General features: G+C 74.2%; 15 protein-coding genes. All 15 read right to left on the bottom strand.

Going from position 1 to position 18450, the window contains the following annotated elements; translation table 11 throughout:
- Window positions 1-65: 65 nt before the first annotated feature.
- The 15 genes from HCU62_RS03080 to HCU62_RS03010 all read right to left on the bottom strand — a co-directional run bounded on the left by HCU62_RS03080 (window position 66) and on the right by HCU62_RS03010 (window position 18338).
- Window positions 66-2111: a chloride channel protein gene (locus HCU62_RS03080; RefSeq protein ID WP_169755415.1), complete on the bottom strand. Its 2046-nt coding sequence runs from the start codon at window positions 2109-2111 to the stop codon at window positions 66-68.
- A gap of 330 nt (window positions 2112-2441) precedes the next feature.
- On the bottom strand, window positions 2442-3737 hold the full coding sequence (locus HCU62_RS03075) for an ABC transporter substrate-binding protein (RefSeq protein WP_163298092.1): 1296 nt from the start codon (window positions 3735-3737) through the stop codon (window positions 2442-2444).
- Between the two features lie 16 nt (window positions 3738-3753).
- A complete protein-coding gene (ybgF, locus tag HCU62_RS03070; RefSeq protein WP_163298091.1) occupies window positions 3754-4668 on the bottom strand; it encodes a tol-pal system protein YbgF in 915 nt (304 codons plus the stop codon).
- A 91-nt stretch (window positions 4669-4759) separates the two neighbouring features.
- Complete coding sequence (tolB, locus tag HCU62_RS03065; protein WP_169755414.1) at window positions 4760-6070, bottom strand: Tol-Pal system beta propeller repeat protein TolB; 1311 nt, start codon at window positions 6068-6070, stop codon at window positions 4760-4762.
- A 10-nt stretch (window positions 6071-6080) separates the two neighbouring features.
- Window positions 6081-6851, bottom strand: a complete 771-nt coding sequence (locus HCU62_RS12800; RefSeq protein WP_169755413.1) for a TonB family protein — start codon at window positions 6849-6851, stop codon at window positions 6081-6083.
- 3 nt (window positions 6852-6854) lie between these two features.
- On the bottom strand, window positions 6855-7301 hold the full coding sequence (locus HCU62_RS03055) for a biopolymer transporter ExbD (RefSeq protein WP_309474847.1): 447 nt from the start codon (window positions 7299-7301) through the stop codon (window positions 6855-6857).
- A 3-nt stretch (window positions 7302-7304) separates the two neighbouring features.
- Window positions 7305-8021 (bottom strand): MotA/TolQ/ExbB proton channel family protein, encoded by a 717-nt coding sequence (locus tag HCU62_RS12485; RefSeq protein WP_163299857.1) that lies wholly within the window; start codon window positions 8019-8021, stop codon window positions 7305-7307.
- 8 nt (window positions 8022-8029) lie between these two features.
- Complete coding sequence (locus HCU62_RS03045) at window positions 8030-8926, bottom strand: 1,4-dihydroxy-6-naphtoate synthase (protein WP_163299855.1); 897 nt, start codon at window positions 8924-8926, stop codon at window positions 8030-8032.
- Complete coding sequence (mqnB, locus tag HCU62_RS03040) at window positions 8919-9611, bottom strand: futalosine hydrolase (RefSeq protein ID WP_169755412.1); 693 nt, start codon at window positions 9609-9611, stop codon at window positions 8919-8921. The genes HCU62_RS03045 and mqnB overlap by 8 nt, the downstream gene beginning before the upstream one ends.
- Entirely contained in the window at window positions 9608-10420 is an 813-nt protein-coding gene (locus HCU62_RS03035) for a metal ABC transporter permease (protein WP_163299148.1), read from the bottom strand. The genes mqnB and HCU62_RS03035 overlap by 4 nt, the downstream gene beginning before the upstream one ends.
- Window positions 10421-10442: 22 nt before the next feature.
- Window positions 10443-11165 (bottom strand): orotidine-5'-phosphate decarboxylase, encoded by a 723-nt coding sequence (gene pyrF / locus HCU62_RS03030; RefSeq protein WP_163299149.1) that lies wholly within the window; start codon window positions 11163-11165, stop codon window positions 10443-10445.
- Between the two features lie 115 nt (window positions 11166-11280).
- On the bottom strand, window positions 11281-14442 hold the full coding sequence (locus tag HCU62_RS03025) for an efflux RND transporter permease subunit (RefSeq protein ID WP_163299150.1): 3162 nt from the start codon (window positions 14440-14442) through the stop codon (window positions 11281-11283).
- A complete protein-coding gene (locus HCU62_RS03020) occupies window positions 14439-15626 on the bottom strand; it encodes an efflux RND transporter periplasmic adaptor subunit (protein ID WP_163299151.1) in 1188 nt (395 codons plus the stop codon). The genes HCU62_RS03025 and HCU62_RS03020 overlap by 4 nt, the downstream gene beginning before the upstream one ends.
- A 622-nt stretch (window positions 15627-16248) precedes the next feature.
- Window positions 16249-17706 (bottom strand): efflux transporter outer membrane subunit, encoded by a 1458-nt coding sequence (locus HCU62_RS03015; RefSeq protein ID WP_163299152.1) that lies wholly within the window; start codon window positions 17704-17706, stop codon window positions 16249-16251.
- Window positions 17703-18338, bottom strand: coding sequence for a TetR/AcrR family transcriptional regulator (locus HCU62_RS03010; protein ID WP_163299153.1), 636 nt, complete (start codon window positions 18336-18338; stop codon window positions 17703-17705). The genes HCU62_RS03015 and HCU62_RS03010 overlap by 4 nt, the downstream gene beginning before the upstream one ends.
- Window positions 18339-18450: the final 112 nt, after the last annotated feature.

Raw genomic sequence — 18450 nt, 5'->3', positions numbered from 1 at the left:
CCGGCGCCCGGCTCCAGGTTAGCCAAGGCGGCCGCCCGGCACAAGCCGCCCCGGCCCCGGCGGCCTCACTGGAGGTCCATCAGCTCCTCGACGGCCTGGCGGGGCCCGGCCGCCACGAGGACGTCCCGGTCCCGAACCCGGTACTCCCCGAGGGGCACCAGCACCCGGGGGGCCGCGTCCCCGTCGCGGGTACGGACGAAGAGGATCTGGAGCCCGTAGCGCACCCGGATGTCCAGCTCCCGCAGGGTCCGGCCCACGAAGCTCCTCGGGGCCGGAAGCTCCGCCAGGAGGTACCCGTCCCCGATGTCCACGTGCCGGACGCGGTCGAGGGCGGCGGTGGCACTGGCCACCGCGCCGGCGAGGTCCCGGCGGTAGATCTCCCGGCTGTAGGCCCGAAGCACGTCCTTCTCGAGGAGGGACCCCACGATGCGCCGCGGGTTCTCGGGGTCCACCACGGCGATCTCGTCGCGCCCCCCCTCGGCCAGGATCTGGACCGCCACGTCCAGGGTGTCCTCGGTGGTCACCCGGGGCACGTCCGGGTGCACCATGTCCGCGGCCACCACCACCCCCTGGAGGTCCTCCCGCTGGAAGGCGAAGAACCGGACGTCCTCGAGGGAGAGGGTCCCCAGGAGTTCCTCCTCCATGTTCACCACGAAGAAGGCCCCGCGTCCGCGGCGCAGGATGACGTCCAGGACCTCCCGGAAGGGGGTCGTGCCGGGGATGATGGCCGGGAGGGGATCCATGACGTCCCGGACCCGGACGGACTTGAGGACGTTGGGGTCCTCCTCGCGGGCCAGGTCCACCCCGCGCCGCCGGAGCTTCACCGTGTAGATGGAGTCCTTCTCGAGCAGGGTGGCCAGGAGGGTGCTCACCACGCAGGCCGCCATGAGCGGCGGGATGATGGTGTATTCGTCCGTCAGCTCGAAGATCATGATGATGGCCGTGATGGGGGCGTGGGTGGCGGCGGCCACCACGGCCCCCATGGTCACCAGGGCGTAGGCGCCGGAGGCGGCCGTCACGGCGGGGAAGGCGTGGTGCACGAAGGTCCCGAGCACCCCGCCCGTCACCGCGCCGAGGAAGAGCGACGGGGCGAAGACGCCCCCCGACCCCCCCGAGCCGATGGTGAGCGAGGTGGCCGCCAGCTTCGCGAGCAGGAGCAGCGCCAGCATCCCCGCCGGCAGGGCCCCCACCAGGGCCTGGTTGATGGTCTCGTAGCCCACGCCGAAGACGTGGGGGAGCCGGATCCCGACGGCCCCCACGAGGAGCCCGCCGAGGACCGCCTTCAGGGGCTCGGGGAAGGGCAGCCACTCGAAGAGGTCCTCGCAGGCGGTCAGCGTCTTGATGAAGGCCAGGGCCACGAGGCCGGACGCCGCCCCGACCACCATGTAGATGGGGAGCTCCAGGGGGCTGACGAGGTGGTAGGGGGGCACCTCGAAGGCCGGGAAGTTGCCGAGGAAGTGGCGCGAGACCACCGTGGCCACCACCGACGAGATCACGATGGGACTGAACTGGGGCACCCGGAAGTCGCCGAGGATGATCTCCACGGCGAAGAGCGCCCCGGCGATGGGGGCGTTGAAGGTGGCGGCGATCCCGGCGGCCGCACCGCAGGCCACCAGGGTCCGGAGCTGCCGCGGCGTCACCTTGAGCACCTGGCCGACGGCCGAGCCCAGGGCGGAGCCGATCTGGACGATGGGCCCCTCGCGCCCCACCGAGCCGCCGGAGGAGATGCAGACGGCCGAGGCGAGGGACTTCACCAGGACCACCCGGGGCCGGATGGCGCCTCCCCGGAGCATCACCGCCTCCATGACCTCCGGCACCCCGTGCCCCTTGGCCTCCTTGGCGAAGTAGTAGACCAGCGGCCCCACCACGAGGCCGCCGAGGGCCGGGGCCGCCACCCGCCAGGTCCACGGGTGGGAGAGGGCCAGGTGGAGGAGGTCCCGGCCCCCGCCCCAGAAAAGGGTCTGGAAGAGCTTGATGAGTTCCCGGAAGGCCACGGCCCCGAAGCCGCCGGCCAGGCCGCAGACGATGGCCACCAGCACCATGAAGAGGTGCTCGCCGAAGAGGGCCCGGCGGCCGCCCCTCGGCGGAGGGCGGAAGAGACGCCGGCGCATGGCGGGCCGGGAGGGCGTCATCCTGGATCCGTGGCGGCCTTCAGCGGGCATCGGGCCGAATCGCCTGGAGCTTGAGATCATGGGCGGACATGGCCTTCCGTGGCGGACTCACCCCGCCGCCCTTCGGGGCGCTCGACAACGGGCCCGGCTGGCCTCGCAAAAAGGCCTCTGAGGAGATGGCCGAACGAGAATCGCCAAGGGCAAGGCGCGACCCTCGCGAGGAACGAGGCGTACTTGAAGTACGCCGCAGTGACGATGCGATGGGAGGCAACGCCGTAATTGGTGATTCCCGCAACGCCATCATCCTTCGGCGATCCCCCCGCGGGGGGATCACTTCTCCACCGGTTCCCAGTGCTTCTGCGGGGTCCGCCGCACCACCAGCAGGGAACCGGGATCGAGGCCGATGTGGTCCCGCTCGGAGGGATGGAAGATCCCCAGGACGCCGATGTAGGGGGCGCTCATGTGCTCCAGGGCGTCGCGGATGCCCGCCGGCGTGCGCGGGGGCGGCACGGGGCCCGGCGCCGGCGCCGTGGCGTTGTCCTCCGGCGGGGGGGGATACATGGCCTGTTGGAGGGCCACGGCCACGAGGTGCACCGCGTCCCAGGCCGCGCCGCCGGCGAAGAGGGCCTCGGGGGCGGCGTCGTCGGCCCAGATGAGGATCTGGCGGAAGTAGCTCCCCACGGCGTAGGCGCAGACGTGGGACGGAGCGAGGTCCGTCCCCTCGAGCAGCGGCGGGAGCACCGCCCACAGCTCCTGCCCGGGCGGCAGCACCTCGAGAAGGTCCCCGGAGAGCAAGGTGGGCGGCACCGCCAGCCTCAGCCCGAGCCCGTAGGCGGACCGGAGCAGGGTGAGCCCCTGGCTCCGGGGCCCCCAGACCACCACCATCTCGGCCCCTTCGGCCTTCATGGCCTGGAGCTGGGAACGCATGTCGGTGTCCTTCGCCCCGAAGTGGGCGGCCTCGGCCACCTCCAGGCGAAACTCCGGGGCGTAGGCCTTGAGCCAGAGGAAGGCCTCGGACCCGGCCGGATCGTCGGAGGCGAGGATCCCGATCCGGCGGATGAAACGCCGCGCCAGGCCCTGATAGAGGACCCGCATGACCGCGGATCGCGGCGGGTAGACGCCGAAGCTCCAGGTGACGGCCCGCCCGCGCCGGTGCGGCGCCAGGAGCTCCTCCCCCGCCGTGAGCACCACCGGCACCTTCCGGGTGTCGGCGTAACCCCGGAGGGCGGGGACCAGCTCCGGCGTGCTGGGGCCGAGGAGCACCACCGCCCCTTCCCGGTCCACCAGGGTCTTGGCCTTGCGAAGCAGCCGCTCCGCCTCCCCCCAGGTGTCGGCGATGACGAGCTCCAGCCGGTGCCCGCCGATCCCGCCCCGCTGGTTGAGGGCCTCCACGGCCTGCCGGGCGGCGATGAGGGCCGCCGTCCCCTCCCGCTGCCGCTCCCCGGAAAGGTCCCACAGGGCGCCGATCCGGATGGGGGGCAGGGCCGCGTCCAGCCCCGGGCGGGCGTCCGGCGGCGGATCCGCCGCCGCCGGCTGGGCCTGGGCGCGCCCGGCCGGAAGCAGGAGCAGGAGCACGGCCAGGAAGACGAGGCCGAGCGCCGGCCTCCGGCCGGTACCGGCCCTCATGCTTCACCCCCCCGCATCATCCCCCTCCCCGCTTCGGGGCCGGGGCGCCGCCCTGGATCCTTTCGAGCTTCTTCCGCGCGTAGCCGGCCTGGGGACTCTTGGGATAGGCCGCGACGAGCTTGGTGAGCACCGTCCGGGCGCTCTCCACGTCCTTGAGCTTCAGGAAGGCGTAGCCCTGCTTGAGGAGCGCGTCCGGGACCTTGTTGCTCTGGGGAAACTCGCGGATCACCTTCTGGTAGGCCAAGACCGCCTCTTCGTAGCGGCCGAGGTTGTACTCGCACTCCCCGATCCAGAAGTGGGCGTTGGCCACCCGCTTCCCCCGGGGATGGCGGGTGAGGTAGCCGCGGAAGACCTCCTCGGCCTCGGCGTATCTCCCCTTGACGTAGAGGTCGCGGGCCTTCTGGTAGAGGTCCACCTTGGCCTCGGCGGCCCGGCGCCGGGCCTCCTCCGCCTTCCGGGCCGCCTCGGCGGAGGCCTGGAGCAGCTTCACCTCCTTGACGAGGTCTTCCACCCGCTTCGAGAGAACCGCCACCTGGTCGGCCAGGGCCTGGCGGGCCGCGGCGTCGGCGGCCCGGTCCTTCTCCGCCTGGTACTCGGCCTTTTCGAGCCGCCCGCCGACCTTCAGGATCTCGGTCTGGAGCGCGTCCACCCGGCTCGAGAGATCGGCCAGGCGGCTGCGGACCGAGCCGATCTCCTTCCGGCTCTCCATCTGGAGGTCCTTTGCCACGGCGTCCAGGACCCCCTGCATGGCGGCGATGCGGTTGTCCTGGGCCTGGTTCTCCACCGCCAGCCCCTGGATGCGCCGCTCGAGCATCCGGACCTGGTCGGTGGTGGCGCACCCGGAGAGCACCGCCGCCGCCAGGAGCACCGCCGCCGCCACGGCCGCCCGGCAGCCCCCCCCTCTTCCCTCCATCGTCACATGGCGTCTCATCGCATCGTCCTCCCGTCCAGCGCCGCCGGCCGCCTCCGCCCGCGGAACGGCCGCGCGCCCGGGTTCCAGTATCCCATCCCGGCCCGCAAAATCAAGGGCCGCCGGGCGCCGCCTCCGGCCCCCAGCTCGGCATGGCGACCCCGTCGCCCGCCGTGAGGAGCAGCCGCTGGAACTCCCCGTCCGCGAACATCACGTAGAGGGCCTTTCTCCCGCCGTAGCGGGTGGAGCTGAAGAGGATCTGGCGGCCGTCCGGCGACCAGGCGGGGTTCTCGTTGCTGCCCGCCGTGGTGAGCTGGACGGGGTCGCCGCCCTCCGCCGGGATGGTGAAGACCTGGAAGGTGCCCTCCACCCGGCCGACGTAGGCGATCCGGTCCCCCCGGGGCGACCACTGGGGATCGGTGTTGTAGTCGCCCTGGTAGGTAAGGCGGCGGATCTCGCCGCTGGCCGTGTCCAGGACGTAGACCTGGGGGGAGCCGCCCCGGTCCGAGACGAAGGCGAGCCGTCGCCCGTCCGGGGCCCAGGTGGGCGAGACGTTGATGCTCGGCCCCCAGGTGAGCCGGCGGAGCACCCGCCCCTCGAGGTCCATGAGGTAGATGTCCGGGGAGCCGTCCTTGCTGAGGGTCACGGCCAGCCGCCGCCCGTCCGGGTGCCAGGCCGGGGCGATGTTGAGCCCGTCGAAGGCGGCCAGGCGCCGGGTCTTCCCGGTCTGGAGGTCCTTCAGGTAGAGGGCCGGCCGCCCCGTTCGGTAGGAGGTGTAGGCGAGGTAGCGCCCGTCGGGCGAAAGGCGGGGCGAGACGGTGATGCCCCGGTCGAAGGTCTCCCGGCGGAGGCCGTAGCCGTCGAAGTCGGCGGTGTAGACCTCCTTGGCGCCGTTCATGGTGATCACCGCTGCGATCCGGGAGAGGCTCACCCCGCCCTCCCCGGTCACCGCCCGGAGCACCACGTCGCAGAAGCGATGGGCCATGGTCCGCAGATCCGCCGTCCGCCCCGTGTACCGGCGCCCGTCCATGAAGTCGCCGGTGGCCTGATCGAAGAGCCGGAGCTCCGCCACCAGGGTCTCCCCGGTCACGCGCACGCTTCCCTTGACCAGGTAGTCCACCCGGAACCGGCTCCAGTCCGCGTCCGGCCGTCCCCCGTAGACCGCGGGATCGAGCACCGAGAAGACGCCGTGGAAGGCGAGGTCGTCGGAGAGGATGCGGGCCAGGCGCCGGCCGGCCGCCGCCTCCTCCGCCGACCCCGACTCGGGGAGGAGGTACGGGACGGCGATGGGGATCTGCTTGAGGTAGGGGGAGGTGATGTCGATGTAGACCCGAGCCCGGGCCGGCGCCCCCCACCCCGTCCAGAGGACGGCGAAGAACAAAACGGCCGCCAGCGACGCCCCGGGGCGCCCGAAACGCTTCATGCCCATGACCCTATCGCCCCACGCCTTCCGGGCCGAACCGGATTCCGATCTCCACCGGCCCCGGCCGGAGCGGGGCGGGCAGCGGAGGCAGCTCCCCGGCCGCCGTCACCGCCAGCCGGGCGGCCCGGTCGAAGAACCGCGCCCCGGAGGATTTCTCCATCCACGCCTTCACCACCCGGCCCTCGGCCGAGATCCGGATCACCATCACGCACTCGAGCCCCCGTTCCTTCGAAAGCTCCACCGGAACCGCCCAGTTCCGCCGCACCCGAGGGTAGACCTCCTCGTCGGCGTAGCGCTGGAGCACCACCTCGAGGGCCGTCCCGAGCCGCCCGCCACCGGCGGCCGTCCCGTTTCCGGCCCGGTCCGTTCCGGCGGCCGGCGCACCCTGCCCGCTCCGGGCGGCCGCCGCCAGCTCGGCGAGCCGCCGCTCCAGCCGCCGCTCGGCCGCCTCCCGTTTCTTCTCCTCCTCCAGCGCCCGGAGCCGGGCCTCGAGCCGGGCGAGGGCCTCCCGGGAAAGGCGCGTGGCGTTGTCCTCCCGGGGCGCCGGCCGGGGCCGGAGCGAGACCGCCTTCTCGGCCTCGGGCACCCGGGGGGCCGGTGCCGGCCGGGGCGGCGGGGCGGCGGGGCGGATCGCTTCCACCGGGACGAGGCGCACCCGGTAGACCGGCGGCAGGGGCCGCGGCCGGGCCAGCCAGCGGGCCGCGGTCTGGACCGCCGCCGCCGCGAGGAGATGCAGGGCCAGGGCCACGGCGAGGCCTTCCTGCCACTGGCGGTCCCACACGGCCTACCGGCCCTCCCGGCGCCCCTCCGTGCGGGGCGGGGCGGCCTCCGTGACGAGCCCCAGGTCCTCGATGCCCGCCGCGCGCACCGCCGCCACCACCTCGGCCACCACCCCGTAGGGCACCCGCCTGTCGGCCCGGAGAAGCACCTGCGCCCCGCGCCGCCGGGCGCGCCGGTCGGCCAGGAGCCCCGGGAGCTCCTCCAGCGACACCCGGATCCGGTCGAGGGCCACCGAGCCGTCGGCGCGGACCGTGACCACCAGGGGGCGGGTCTTCTGGTGGAGGGGCCGGGCGGTGACCTTGGGCAGATCCACCTCGAGGCCCTTGGTCATCATGGGGGCGGTCACCATGAAGACGATGAGCAGCACCAGCACCACGTCCACGAGGGGTGTGACGTTGATCTCGGCCATGTACCGGCGGCCCCGGCGGCCGCCTCCCCCGGCGGAGAGCACGGCCTAGCCCCCGGACGGCCGCCCGCCGCCCTTCACGGCCAGCTGGCGGTCCACCATGTTCAGGAAGTCCTTGGCCAGCATGTAGAGCCGGTCTTCCATGAAGGCGAGGCGGTTGGTGAAGGCGTTGAAGGCCACCACGGCGGGGATGGCCGCGGCCAGGCCCGCCGCCGTGGCCACCAGGGCCTCGGAGATGCCCGGCGCCACGGTGGCGAGGCTCGCCGTTCCCTGGAGCCCGATCTCGTGGAAGCTCCGCATGATCCCCCAGACGGTGCCGAAGAGCCCGATGAAGGGGGCGGTGTTCCCCGTGGTGGCGAGGAACGGAACGCCTTGCTCCAGGCGCCCGAGCTCGCCCCGGATCCCCTTCTCCAAGGCCCGCTCCAGGGTGGCGAGCAGGATCCGGCGCCGCTCGGCGGCATCGACGGCGGGCATCTCCTGGTGGAGGCGGCGGAGGGCCTCGTAGCCCTGGGAGAAGACCACCGCCAGGGGGGCCCCGGCGGCCTGCCGCGCGGCCTCGTGGATCCGGGCCAGGGGGATCCCGGAGCGGAACCGCTGCTCGAAGGCGTCGTTGAGGCCCCGGACGCGCCGGAAGAGCCGGAACTTCACCACGATCACCGTCCAGCAGAGGACGGAGAAGGCCACCAGCACCAGGAGGACCAGCTGCACCACGGGCCCGGAGCCGAGGACCATGGCCCAGACGTTACCGGCGATGGGAGTCGACATGGAAGGCGTCACCTCCGCGTGCAATCGGGTGTGGCTTCGCCGGGGCGACCCGGCTCCCTGGACAAAACCATGTTTCGGCCCGCCCCGCCACCCCGGTCCGGGAAGACCCCGGCGGCCGCGGCCCGGCGGAAGAGTTCCGCCACCGCCGCCTCCCCCTCCGCCCCGATCTCCTCGGTGAACGCCGTCACGTAGAGCCCGATGTGGGCCCGGATCACCCCGGGGTCCAGCTCCCGGGCATGGGCGGCCACGAACTCCCGGGAGGCGTCGGGGTGTTTCCGGGCATGGCGGACGCTGGCGGCCAGGGCCCGGTCCACCGCCCGGATCCGCTCCTCGCCGAGGGCCCGCCGGGCCACGATCCCGCCGAGGGGGATGGGCCGACCGGTGACCGCCTCCCACCAGGCCCCGAGGTCCTGGAGGCAGACGAGGCCCAGTTCCCGGTAGGTGAAACGGCTCTCGTGGATGACCACGCCGGCCGGCACCTCGCCCGCGGCCACGGCCCCGGGGATCCGGGAGAAGAGCATGGGCTCGAACCGCCGGGCCCCGGGCAGGAAGAGCCGGAGGAGGAGGGCCGCCGTGGTCAGGGAGCCGGGGACCGCGATGGGCCCGCCGGCCGCGGCCTCCGGCGCCATGGGCGCCCGGGCGAGCAGCAGCGGCCCGCACCCCCGGCCCAGGGCGCTCCCCGACCGGAGCAGCACGTAGTCGTCCACCGCCAGGCCGAAGGCGTGGAAGGAGACCTTGGCCACGTCGAGCCGCCCCGCCAGGACGAGCCGGTTGAGTTCCTCCACGTCGGCCACCGTGAGCTCCCACTCGAAGGGCGAGGCCACCCGCCCGTGGAGCAGGGCGTCGAAGATGAAGGTGTCGTTGGGGCAAGGGGAGATCCCCAGGCGCAGCCGCTCCCTAGCCACCGGTCCGCACCTCCGCCGCCGGGGCCAGGGCCTCGAGGGCCGCGGCCGCCGCCGGGGCCAGGGCCTCGAGGGCCTCCCGCACCCGCCACCGGGCGCGGTCCGGCTCGCCCGCGACGTTGCTCACGGCCCGCAGCTCCACGAGGCAGGCCCCGGCCGCCCGGCAGGCCAGGGCCGCCGCCGCCCCCTCCATGTTCTCGGCCAGGGCCCGGAAACGGCGTCCGAGGGCCGCCGCCCGCTCCGGGGTCCCGCTGGCGCAGGAGACGGTCACCAGGCGGCCGGTCTTCGGGGCGGCGGCGTCCAGGGCCCCGCCCAGGCGCCGGTGCCCCTCGTCCAGGGGAAACCGCTCCGGGACCTCTTCCCCCTCCACCTCGATGGGGACCACGCCCCCGGCGGTGCACCGGCCGAGATCCCCGAAGACCTCCTCGGTGGCCAGGCAGAGATCCCCCGCATCGAGGCCCGCCCCCGGAAAGGCCCCCGCCACCCCGGCGAGCACCACCACCCGGTCCCCGTGCCGGGCCAGGCGCCGCGCCACGGCGGCGGCGGCCGCCGCCGGGCCGACTCCGGTCACGAGGACGGGCACCCCGAGGGCCCGGGCCGAGGCCCGGAGAGGCTCGAGCTCCAGCCGCGTCGGCACGGCGAGCACCACCCCGCCCCCGCCGGCTCCGCCCGGGGCCGCCGGGCTCATCCCCGCCGCCCCGCGGCCAGGGCCGCGAGCAGCAGGCCCCCGGAGATGGCCACGATGGCGCCGGAGGCCGGCCAGTCGAACGCCACCGCCGCCACGAGCCCCCCCGCCACCGACACCAGGGCCGCGGCCACGGACCGGAGCACGGCCCCCCGGAAGCTCCGCGCCGAGACCAGCCCCGCCGCGGCCGGCACCACGAGGAGGGCCGCCACGAGCAGCAGCCCCACCACCCGCATCCCGATCACCACGGTCACGGCGGCGAGCCCCACCACCAGGCCGTCGAGCCGCCCCACGGCGAGCCCCGCCGCCCGGGCCGTCTCCCGGTCGAAGGTGTCGTAGATGAGCTCGTGGTAGCAGAGGGCCACCGCCGCGATGACCGCCGCGGCCAGCCCGCCGGCGATCCAGACCTCCCCGGGATCGATGGCGAGGATGCTCCCGAAGAGGTAGGAGAGGAGTTCCGCGTTGAAGTCGCCGGCCAGGGAGGCGAGGATCACGCCGGCGGCCATCCCCAGGCTCGCCAGGATGCCGATCCCCGTGTCGCCCCCGAGCCCGGCCCGGTCCTTGAGCCGGACCATGGCCCAGGCCGCGGCGAGGGCCACGGCGAGGGCCACGGGCAAGGGCGCCGTCCCGGTGAAGAGGGCCAGCGCCACCCCGCCGAAGGTGACGTGGGCGAGACCGTGGCCCACCATGGCCTCCCGCCGGAGCACCAGGAAGACCCCGAGCACCGCGCAGCTGCCCCCCACGAGGAGCCCGGCGGCCAGGGCCCGCTGCATGAAGCCGTAGGTGAAGACCTGGAGCCATTCCATGGTCATGCCGGTGCCGCGCCCGTCGGCCCTACGCCCCGGCGGGCGCGGCGAGGGCCGCGGCGATCTCGTCCTGGAGCGCCGTCACCGCGACCAGGGGATCCGCGGCGTCCCGGACGGGCCGCCCCACCACCACGTGGTCCGCGCCGGCCGCCACCGCCTCGCCGGCCGTGGCCTTCCGGCGCTGGTCGTCCCCGGGGCCCGGGCCCGCCGGGCGGATCCCCGGGGTCACCACCAGGAGCCCGTCCCCCAGCTCGGCCCGCACCCGGGCGGCCTCGCGGCCCGAGGCCACGATCCCGTCGCAGCCGAGTTCCTGCGCCCGCCGGGCCCGCCGCAACACCAGGTCTTCCACGGACCCCGTCATTCCCATGGCCCGGAGGTCCGACTCGTCGAAGCTGGTCAGCACCGTCACCGCCAGGAGCCGCACGTCGCCCTTGGCGGCCACGGCGGCCCGGAGGATGGCGTCGTTGCCGTGGACGGTGGCGAAGCTAACCCCCCGGCCGGCGAGCTGGGCCACGGCCAGGCGGACCGTCTCCGGGACGTCGAAGAACTTGAGGTCCAGCATCACCTCGTGGCCCCGGGCGAGGATCCAGTCCACCACGCCGAAGCCGGCGGCGAGGAAGAGCTGGAGCCCCACCTTGAAGAACCGGACCCTGGGCTCGAGACGCCGCACCCAGTCCCGGGCCGCCGCCCCGGTGGGGACGTCCAGGGCGAAGATGATCCGTTTTTCCAGGGGGATGTCCCGGCGTGCCATGCGGCCTCCCTTCGGCCCGCGCCCCGCCCGGCCGGAGCGGCGCGGCGCGGCGCCGGCACGGGCAGGATACCAGAATCGCCCCGCGCCGACAGCCCTCCGGCCCGGGCGACGCCGTCTACGCCGTGGCCCGCTCCCGGCGCAGGACCCGGCCGGCCAGCCGCCGGAGGTCCTCCGCCACCAGGTAGAGGCTCGGGATGAGGAGCAGGGTGATCCCCGTGGCGAAGAGGATACCGAAGCCCAGGCTGATGGCCATGGGGATCAGGAACCGGGCCTGGACGCTGGTCTCGAGGATCATGGGGGTGAGCCCGAAGAAGGTGGTGAGCGAGGTGAGGAGGATGGGCCGGAAGCGCCGCCGGCCGGCCTCCTTCACCGCCGCGAGCAGCACCATTCCCTCGGCCCGGTTCCGGTTCACCTGGTCGATGAGCAGCAGCGAGTCGTTGACCACCACCCCGGAGAGCGCCACGATCCCGAACAGGCTGAGGATGCTCAGGTTGTAACCCATGACGAGGTGGCCCACCGCCGCGCCCACCACGCCGAAGGGGATGGCGGCCATGATGATGAGGGGCTGGACGTAGCTCCGAAAGGGGATGGCCAGGAGGGCATAGATGGCGAAGAGCGCCAGGGCGAACCCCCGCATCATGCTCGCCATGGACTCCCGCCGTTCCTTCTCCTCCCCCTCGAAGCTGTAGGAGAGGCCCGGGTAGTCCGCCGCCAGCGATCGGAGGACTCCGCCGGCCAGGGCCGCCTTGATCTGGTCCACCTCGGCCGACCGGCTGTCCACGCTGGCCGTGACGTCCACCACCCGCTTCTGGTCCACCCGGTGGATCTCGCTGTAGCCCCGGGTCTCGGTCACCGTGGCGGCCTGCCGGAGGGGGAGTTCCCCCCCGCCGGGGGTCCGGATGCGGACCCGGTCCAGGGAGGCCAGCCGGTGCCGCTCCCCGGCCGGGTAGCGCACCATGACCTTCACCTCGTTGCGGCCCCGCTGGAGCCGCAGCGCCTCGGCCCCGTAGTAGAAGGAGCGGATCTGGCGGCCGAGGTCCTCCTCGGTGACCCCGAGGGTCAGGGCCGCCGGCGTGAGCCGGAACCGAAACTCCCGCTTCCCCGGCGGGTTGTCGTCGGCGATGTCGCCCACGCCCCGGAAGCCGGCCAGCGCCGCCTTGACCCGCCGGGCCGCGGCCTTGAGCACCGCGAAATCCTCGTGGGCGAGCCGGACGTCGATGTTGGCCCCGAGCCGCATGACGTTGGAGGTGAAGGTGAGGACCTCGGCCCCGGGGACCTCCCCCACCGCCCGCCGCCAGGCGTCGTTCACGTCGGCCGCGGCCACGTCGCGGTACTCGCTCTTGACGAGCAGCATGGCGATGTCGGCGAGGTGCCCGCCGGAGCTGGTGGCGCCGGTGGCGCCCGGGCCGCCGGCGGCCATGGTCCCCCCCACCACGGTGTAGACATGGCGAAGGATGCGCCCGCCCTCGGCGTCCTTGTCGAACCGGGCCGCCACCCGTCGACCCTTGCGGACGATCTCGGCCACGGCCCGGGCCGTCTCGTCCACCGGGGTCCCCCTGGGCATCTCGAGGTGGACCCGGATGACGTCCCCGTCCACCTCGGGCATGAACCGGAACTTGAGGATGCCGCCCTTGACGAGCCCGAAGGTCACGAGGAGCACCGCCACCGCCACGGCCACCGAGACGTAGCGCCACTTGAGAGAGAGAGCCAGGAGCCGGGCGTAGGGCCCCCGGATGAACCCGTCGAGCCGGGCCGCCACCCACCGGCGGGGCCGGTCCACCCAGCGCGCGGCGAAACCGCCGGGCCTGGGCGGCCGGGGCCGGCCGTGGCCGAGGTGGGCCGGGAGCACGAAGAGCGACTCCACCAGCGAGACCGAGAGGATGGAGATCACCACCAGGGGGATCACCCGGATGAACTTCCCCATCATGCCCGAGACGGCGGCGAGCGGGACGAAGGCCGCCACCGTGGTGAGCACCGAGAAAATCACCGGGACGCCCACCTCCCGGACCCCGTCCACGGCGGCGCGGAGGTAGTCCTTCCCCCGCTGGCGGTGCTCGAAGACGTTCTCCCCCACAACGATGGCGTCGTCCACCACGATCCCGAGGGCCATGATGAAGGCGAAGAGGGAGATCATGTTGATGGAGACGTCGAGGGCCGGCATGAAGAAGAGGGCCCCCAGGAAGGAGATGGGGATCCCCAGCATCACCCAGAAGGCGAGCCGGATCTGGAGGAAGAGCCCCAGGGTCACGAAGACCAGGACGAAGCCCATGGCGGCGTTCTTGAGGAGCAGCCGCTCGCGGTCCCGGAGGATCTCCGAGCGGTCGTTCCAGGTGGCCAGGTGGAGGGAGGGCGGCAGCTCCGGCGCCTTCCGGGCGACGTAGCGGCGGACGGCCCGCGAGATGTCGATGGGCTTCTGGTCGCCGATCCGGAAGACGTCCACCATGGCCGCGGGCATCCCGTCGAAGCGGGCCGAGGTGTCCGTCTCTTCGAAGGTGTCCCGCACCCGGGCGATCTCGCCCAGGCGCACCCGGGTCCCGTCCGCCGCCTCCACCACCACGATGTCGGCGTAGCCCGGGGCGAAATCCCGCCGTTCCTTGGTCCGCAGCAGGATCTCGCCGCCCTCGGCCTTCACCACGCCGCCGGGGACGTCCAGGGAGGCCCGGCGGATCCGCTGGGCCACCTGCTCGAGGGTGAGGTTGTAGCGGCGCAGGTTCTCCTCCGGGATCTCCACGGCGATCTCGTAGGGCCGGACCCCGCCGAGGTCCACCTGGCTGATCTCCGGAAGGGCGAGGAGATCGTCCCGGATCCGCTCGGCCTGCTCCCTGAGGGTCCGCTCCGGAACGTCCCCGTAGACCACCACGGAGAGGACCTGGCGCCGGTTCACCACCTTGGCGATCACCGGCTCCTCCGCGTCCCGGGGGAAGGTGGTGATGCGGTCCACCTCGCTCTTGATGTCCTGGAGGATCCGGTCGGCGTCCTCCCCGGCGTGGATCTCGGCGACCACCGTGCCGAGGCCCTCGGCGGCCACGGCCTGGACCTCCTTGATGCCGTCCACCGCCCGGATGTTCTCCTCGATGGGAAGGATCACCCCCTCCTCCACGTCCGCGGGGGTGGCCCCGGGGTAGGCCACGGAGATCCGGATCCGGTCCAGGAGAACCTCGGGGAAGATCTCCTGCTTGATGGCGGTCCCCATGACCACGCCCCCCACCACGAAGACCATCATGAGGAGATTGGCGGCCACGGGGTTCCGGGCCATCCAGGCCATGGGACCCTTCACCGGCCGCCTCCCCCCGCCGCCAGGCGCAGCCGCATGCCGTCGGCGGCCCCCACGAGGGGGGTCACCACCACCCGGTCGCCGTCGTCGAGGCCCCCGGCCGCCAGGACCTCGTCGCCTTCGTAACGGGCCACCTGCAGCCGGCGGACCCTGAGCCGGCGGGCCCCGTCCATGATCCACACGGTCTCCCCCTCGTGGAGGACGCTCCTCGGCACGGCCACCACCCCCCGAAGGGACCGCCCCTCGATCTCCACCGCCACGAAGAGTCCCTCGGCGAGGTCGCCGGCCGGGCCGGGGTCGCCCGCCCGGCCCCCGTAGGGGTGGTCCACCCGGACCACCACCCGGGCCATGCGGCCCTTTGGGTCCACCTCGCCCAGGGCCCGCACCACCCGGCCCCGCCACGACAGGTCGACCCCCGCGGCCCGGTAGCGCACCCGGGCCGGGGAGCCGCCCTCGTCCGACCCCGCCGGGGGGAAGCGGATCCAGGCGAGTTCCGCCACCGGCAGCGGAACGACGATCTCGGCGGCGGCCGTCCCGGCGAGGACGGCCACCTGGGCGCCGGGGTTCACCACCTGGCCCACCTCCACCTGCTCGGAGCGAACCCGGCAGTCGAAGGGGGCCGAGACCCGGGTGCGGGCGAGATCCAGCTCGGCCTTTGCAAGATCGGCCTCGGCGGCGGCCACGGCGGCCCGGGCCTCCTCGAGCTGTGGGCCGTAGAGGACGAGCGGGCTCGGCGGCGGCGCCCCCTTGCCCTCGATCCGCTCCCATTCCTCCCGGGCCACCCGGGCCTTGCCCTCCACCTGGGCCAACTCCACCTTCGCCCGGGCCAGGGCCGCCCGGGCCTTGCGGACCGCGAGCCGGTAGTCCGCGTCCTCGATCCGGAAGAGGAGATCCCCGGCCCGGAAGAAGCCCCCCGCCACGAACCCGGGGGCCACCTCCACCACCTTGCCGCCCACCTGGGGCACGAGGGTCACCTCCCGGAGGGGCTGGACCGTGCCGGTGCCGAGGACCCGGGCCGTCCGGTCCACCCGGTGCACCTCGATGACCCGGACCAGGGCCCCGGCCGGGGGCGGGGCGGCCTTCCGCGGCGCGGGCCGCAGGACCTCGAGCCCCTTCATGGCGAGAGCCCCCGCGAGAATCACCGCCAGCGGCAGCCCCACGAGGAAGATGCGTCGCTTGGTCTTCATGGGCGGCCTCGCGAAAAGTGCTCGGAATGAAAGGCGAAGCCATGACGAGAACAGCCGAAGAAACGCCGCTGCGATGCGATTGCCGCCCAGCCGCCAGTTGTGGTGCCGGCTCGGGACGGCGGCCTCCTGCGGCGGGCGTTACTCTTCTTTGCGTGCCCAAAGAAAAGTAACCAAAAGAAAAGGCAGCCCACTGTGGCGCCCCGCCCCGGCCTGCTCCGCCAAGGCGGGGCGGGGCGGGGTCCCCTCGGCGTCTCGGCGGGGCCGGGCGCGACGAGGACTCGCCCCGCTCCGCGGGGCTCGAACAGTTCGTCGCGCTCCTTCCGGCCCCGCTGCCGACGCCTTCGGCACCACAGAGGGCGGGGGGCGGCGATGGCCCGAAAGGTCCTCTGCGTGGATGGCCAGGCAAGAGCCGCCGCGGCCCATGATCGGCCTCTTGTGCCGTCCCCCGGAACCTGCATGGCATGGCCCGGCAATAACATTCCGGCATCGGCACGGATGGCTGGGCCCTGGCCCCATGGGCGTTCGAAGATCCCGTGGGAAGGGGTGACACCGGAGGACGCCGCGGGGATGCGCGCGGCGCCCGGGGCACCGCCCCAGCCTGCGTATTTTTGTGACGCCATCTTCATCGGTATTCTCCATCGCCTTCGGTCCCCTGCGCCCGGGCCAGGGTCTCGTCCATCCAGTCGCCGCCGAGGGCCCGGACGAGGCCCAGCCGGGCGGAGAGCCACGCCCGGCGGGCGGCGGCGAGGTCCGACTCGGCGGCCAGCGCCGCCAGGCGCGCCTGCTGGAGGGAGAGCCAGTCGGAAAGGCCCGCCCGGTAGCGATTCGCCTCCCGGTCGGCCGCCAACCGGGCCGCGGCCCAGTCCCGCTCCGCCGCCGCCGCGTGTCCCGCCTCGGCCCGCTCCCGGGCCAGGGCGTCCTCCACCTCCCGGGCCGCCCGGAGGAGGGCCTCGCGGTAGGCCTCGAAGGCCTCCGCCACCGCCGCCCGCGAACGCGCCGCCTCGGCCCGCCGCCGCCCCCCGTCCACCAGGGGGAGGGCGAGGTCGGCGGCGAGGCGCCAGAAGGGGCCGGTCACCGCGCCGGCCCCGTAGTCCACCCGGCTCTCGCCCAGGGTCGCCAGGAGATTCACCGACGGGAACCGGTCGGCCACGGCGGCGCCGAGCTCGGCGTCCCGGGCCCGGATCCGGAGGAGCGCCGCCTCGATGTCCGGCCGCCGGACGAGGAGATCCGACGGGAGGCCCACGGCAGGAAGCGGCGGGGGGGCCGGGAGCGGCCCGCCGGGCAGGGCCTCGAGCTGTGCCGGGAACCGGCCGGTGAGCACCGCCAGGGCGTGCCGGGCCGCGGCGGACTCGGCCGCGAGGGCCGCGCGGGCCGTCTCCGCGGCGGCGAGGTCCCGCCGGGCCCGGTAGACCTCGCCCGCGTCCACGAGCCCCTCCCGGTAGCGCGCCTCCACGCGCCGGAGGATCTCCGCCGCCACCGCCGCCCGGCGCTCCGCCAGGGTGTGCCGGGCCGCCGTCTCCCGGGCCTCGAAGTAGAGGTCGGCCACCTGGTAGGTCAGGGAGAGGAAGAGGGCCTTGGCGTCCTCGCGGGCCGCCCCGGCCTCGAACCGGGCGGCCTTCCGGCGGTTGCGGAGCTTTCCCCAGAGATCCAGCTCGTAGCCCGCGGCCAGGGAATACCGGTAGTTGGTCCCGGTGGTGGGGCCGAAGAAGCCCGTCTGCTTGTCGCGGCTGAGCTCGCCGGAGGCGTCCAGGGTGGGCAAGAGGGGCGCCCCCGCGACGCGGAGACGGGCCTCGGCCTGCCGGAGCCGGGCCAGGGCCTGGCCCAGCCCCGGGTTGTGCCGCAGCGCCGCCGCCACCAGGGCGTCGAGGCTTGGATCGCCGAAGCGCTCCCACCAGCGGCCGATCCGGGCCGCCGTGGCGTTGGCGGCGGCGCCGGCCTCGGCGTAGGCCGCCGGGACGGCCACGGGGGCCCCGGGGACGCGGTCCCCGTAGCGGGCGCAGCCGGAGAGCCCCGCCACCGCCGCGAGGACGCAGAGGGCCGCCGCGCCCCGCCACCGGGCCGCGCCGTCCCCGGCCCTCATGCCGGCGCCTCCATCCCCGCGGCCGCGAAGTCGAGGAGGATCTCCACCAGCTCGTCCGCCCCGGTGGGCGGCCGGACCCCCTCCGGGACCAGGGGCAGCGTGGTCCAGGCGTGGAAGGTGATGTTCATGGCCCCCAGGAAGAAGAGGATCCGCCAGTAGAGGACCCCCGGCGGCAGGTGCGGCAGGGCCTCGGACAGCGCCGAGAAGACCTGCCGGTGGAGCGGCGCCACCAGGCGGCGGAAGGTGTCGCGGACCGTGGGGTCGGGGTCCGCGTGGGCCCGCCCCACCAGCGCCACGAAGTGCCGCGCCCCGGGCTCCGACGCCATGAACCGGAGGGTCGGCACGAGGACGGCCCGGAGGATCTCGCGGGGCCGGGGCCGGTGCCCGCGCGCCCGGGCCGCCGCCACCGCCTCGGCCACCCCCCGGGACCGGGCCCGGTTGAGCGGCACCAGGCGCCGTTCGAGGACCGCCACCATGAGGGCCTCCTTGGAGCCGAAGTGGTAGTTCACGGCGGCGAGGTTCACCCCGGCGGCCCCCGTGATGGCCCGGAGCGAGGTGCCGTGGTAGCCGTCGCGGGCGAAGAGCCGCTCGGCGGCGTCCAAGAGACGGGTCTTGGTGTCGGGTTCGGTCACGGGCCCTCCCCGCCCCCCGCCGTGGCCGGGCAGGGGGCGGCGTTTTTATACATGCATTTTAAACAAACGATTGAATAAGTCAAGGGCGATGGCAGGGCCTTGTCAAAAGGGC

Source organism: Dissulfurirhabdus thermomarina, from assembly GCF_012979235.1.
GTDB classification, from domain to species: domain Bacteria; phylum Desulfobacterota; class Dissulfuribacteria; order Dissulfuribacterales; family Dissulfurirhabdaceae; genus Dissulfurirhabdus; species Dissulfurirhabdus thermomarina.
Note: the sequence above shows the minus strand (reverse complement) of the source record. Positions and strands in the feature narration are given on the sequence as shown.

Coding starts and splice junctions, on each gene's coding strand:
- HCU62_RS03080 (WP_169755415.1), bottom strand. CDS start 2,111: ATGCGCCGGCGTCTCTTCCGCCCTCCGCCGAGGGGCGGCCGCCGGGCC.
- HCU62_RS03075 (WP_163298092.1), bottom strand. CDS start 3,737: ATGAGGGCCGGTACCGGCCGGAGGCCGGCGCTCGGCCTCGTCTTCCTG.
- ybgF (WP_163298091.1), bottom strand. CDS start 4,668: ATGAGACGCCATGTGACGATGGAGGGAAGAGGGGGGGGCTGCCGGGCG.
- tolB (WP_169755414.1), bottom strand. CDS start 6,070: ATGAAGCGTTTCGGGCGCCCCGGGGCGTCGCTGGCGGCCGTTTTGTTC.
- HCU62_RS12485 (WP_163299857.1), bottom strand. CDS start 8,021: ATGTCGACTCCCATCGCCGGTAACGTCTGGGCCATGGTCCTCGGCTCC.
- mqnB (WP_169755412.1), bottom strand. CDS start 9,611: ATGAGCCCGGCGGCCCCGGGCGGAGCCGGCGGGGGCGGGGTGGTGCTC.
- HCU62_RS03035 (WP_163299148.1), bottom strand. CDS start 10,420: ATGACCATGGAATGGCTCCAGGTCTTCACCTACGGCTTCATGCAGCGG.
- pyrF (WP_163299149.1), bottom strand. CDS start 11,165: ATGGCACGCCGGGACATCCCCCTGGAAAAACGGATCATCTTCGCCCTG.
- HCU62_RS03020 (WP_163299151.1), bottom strand. CDS start 15,626: ATGAAGACCAAGCGACGCATCTTCCTCGTGGGGCTGCCGCTGGCGGTG.
- HCU62_RS03015 (WP_163299152.1), bottom strand. CDS start 17,706: ATGAGGGCCGGGGACGGCGCGGCCCGGTGGCGGGGCGCGGCGGCCCTC.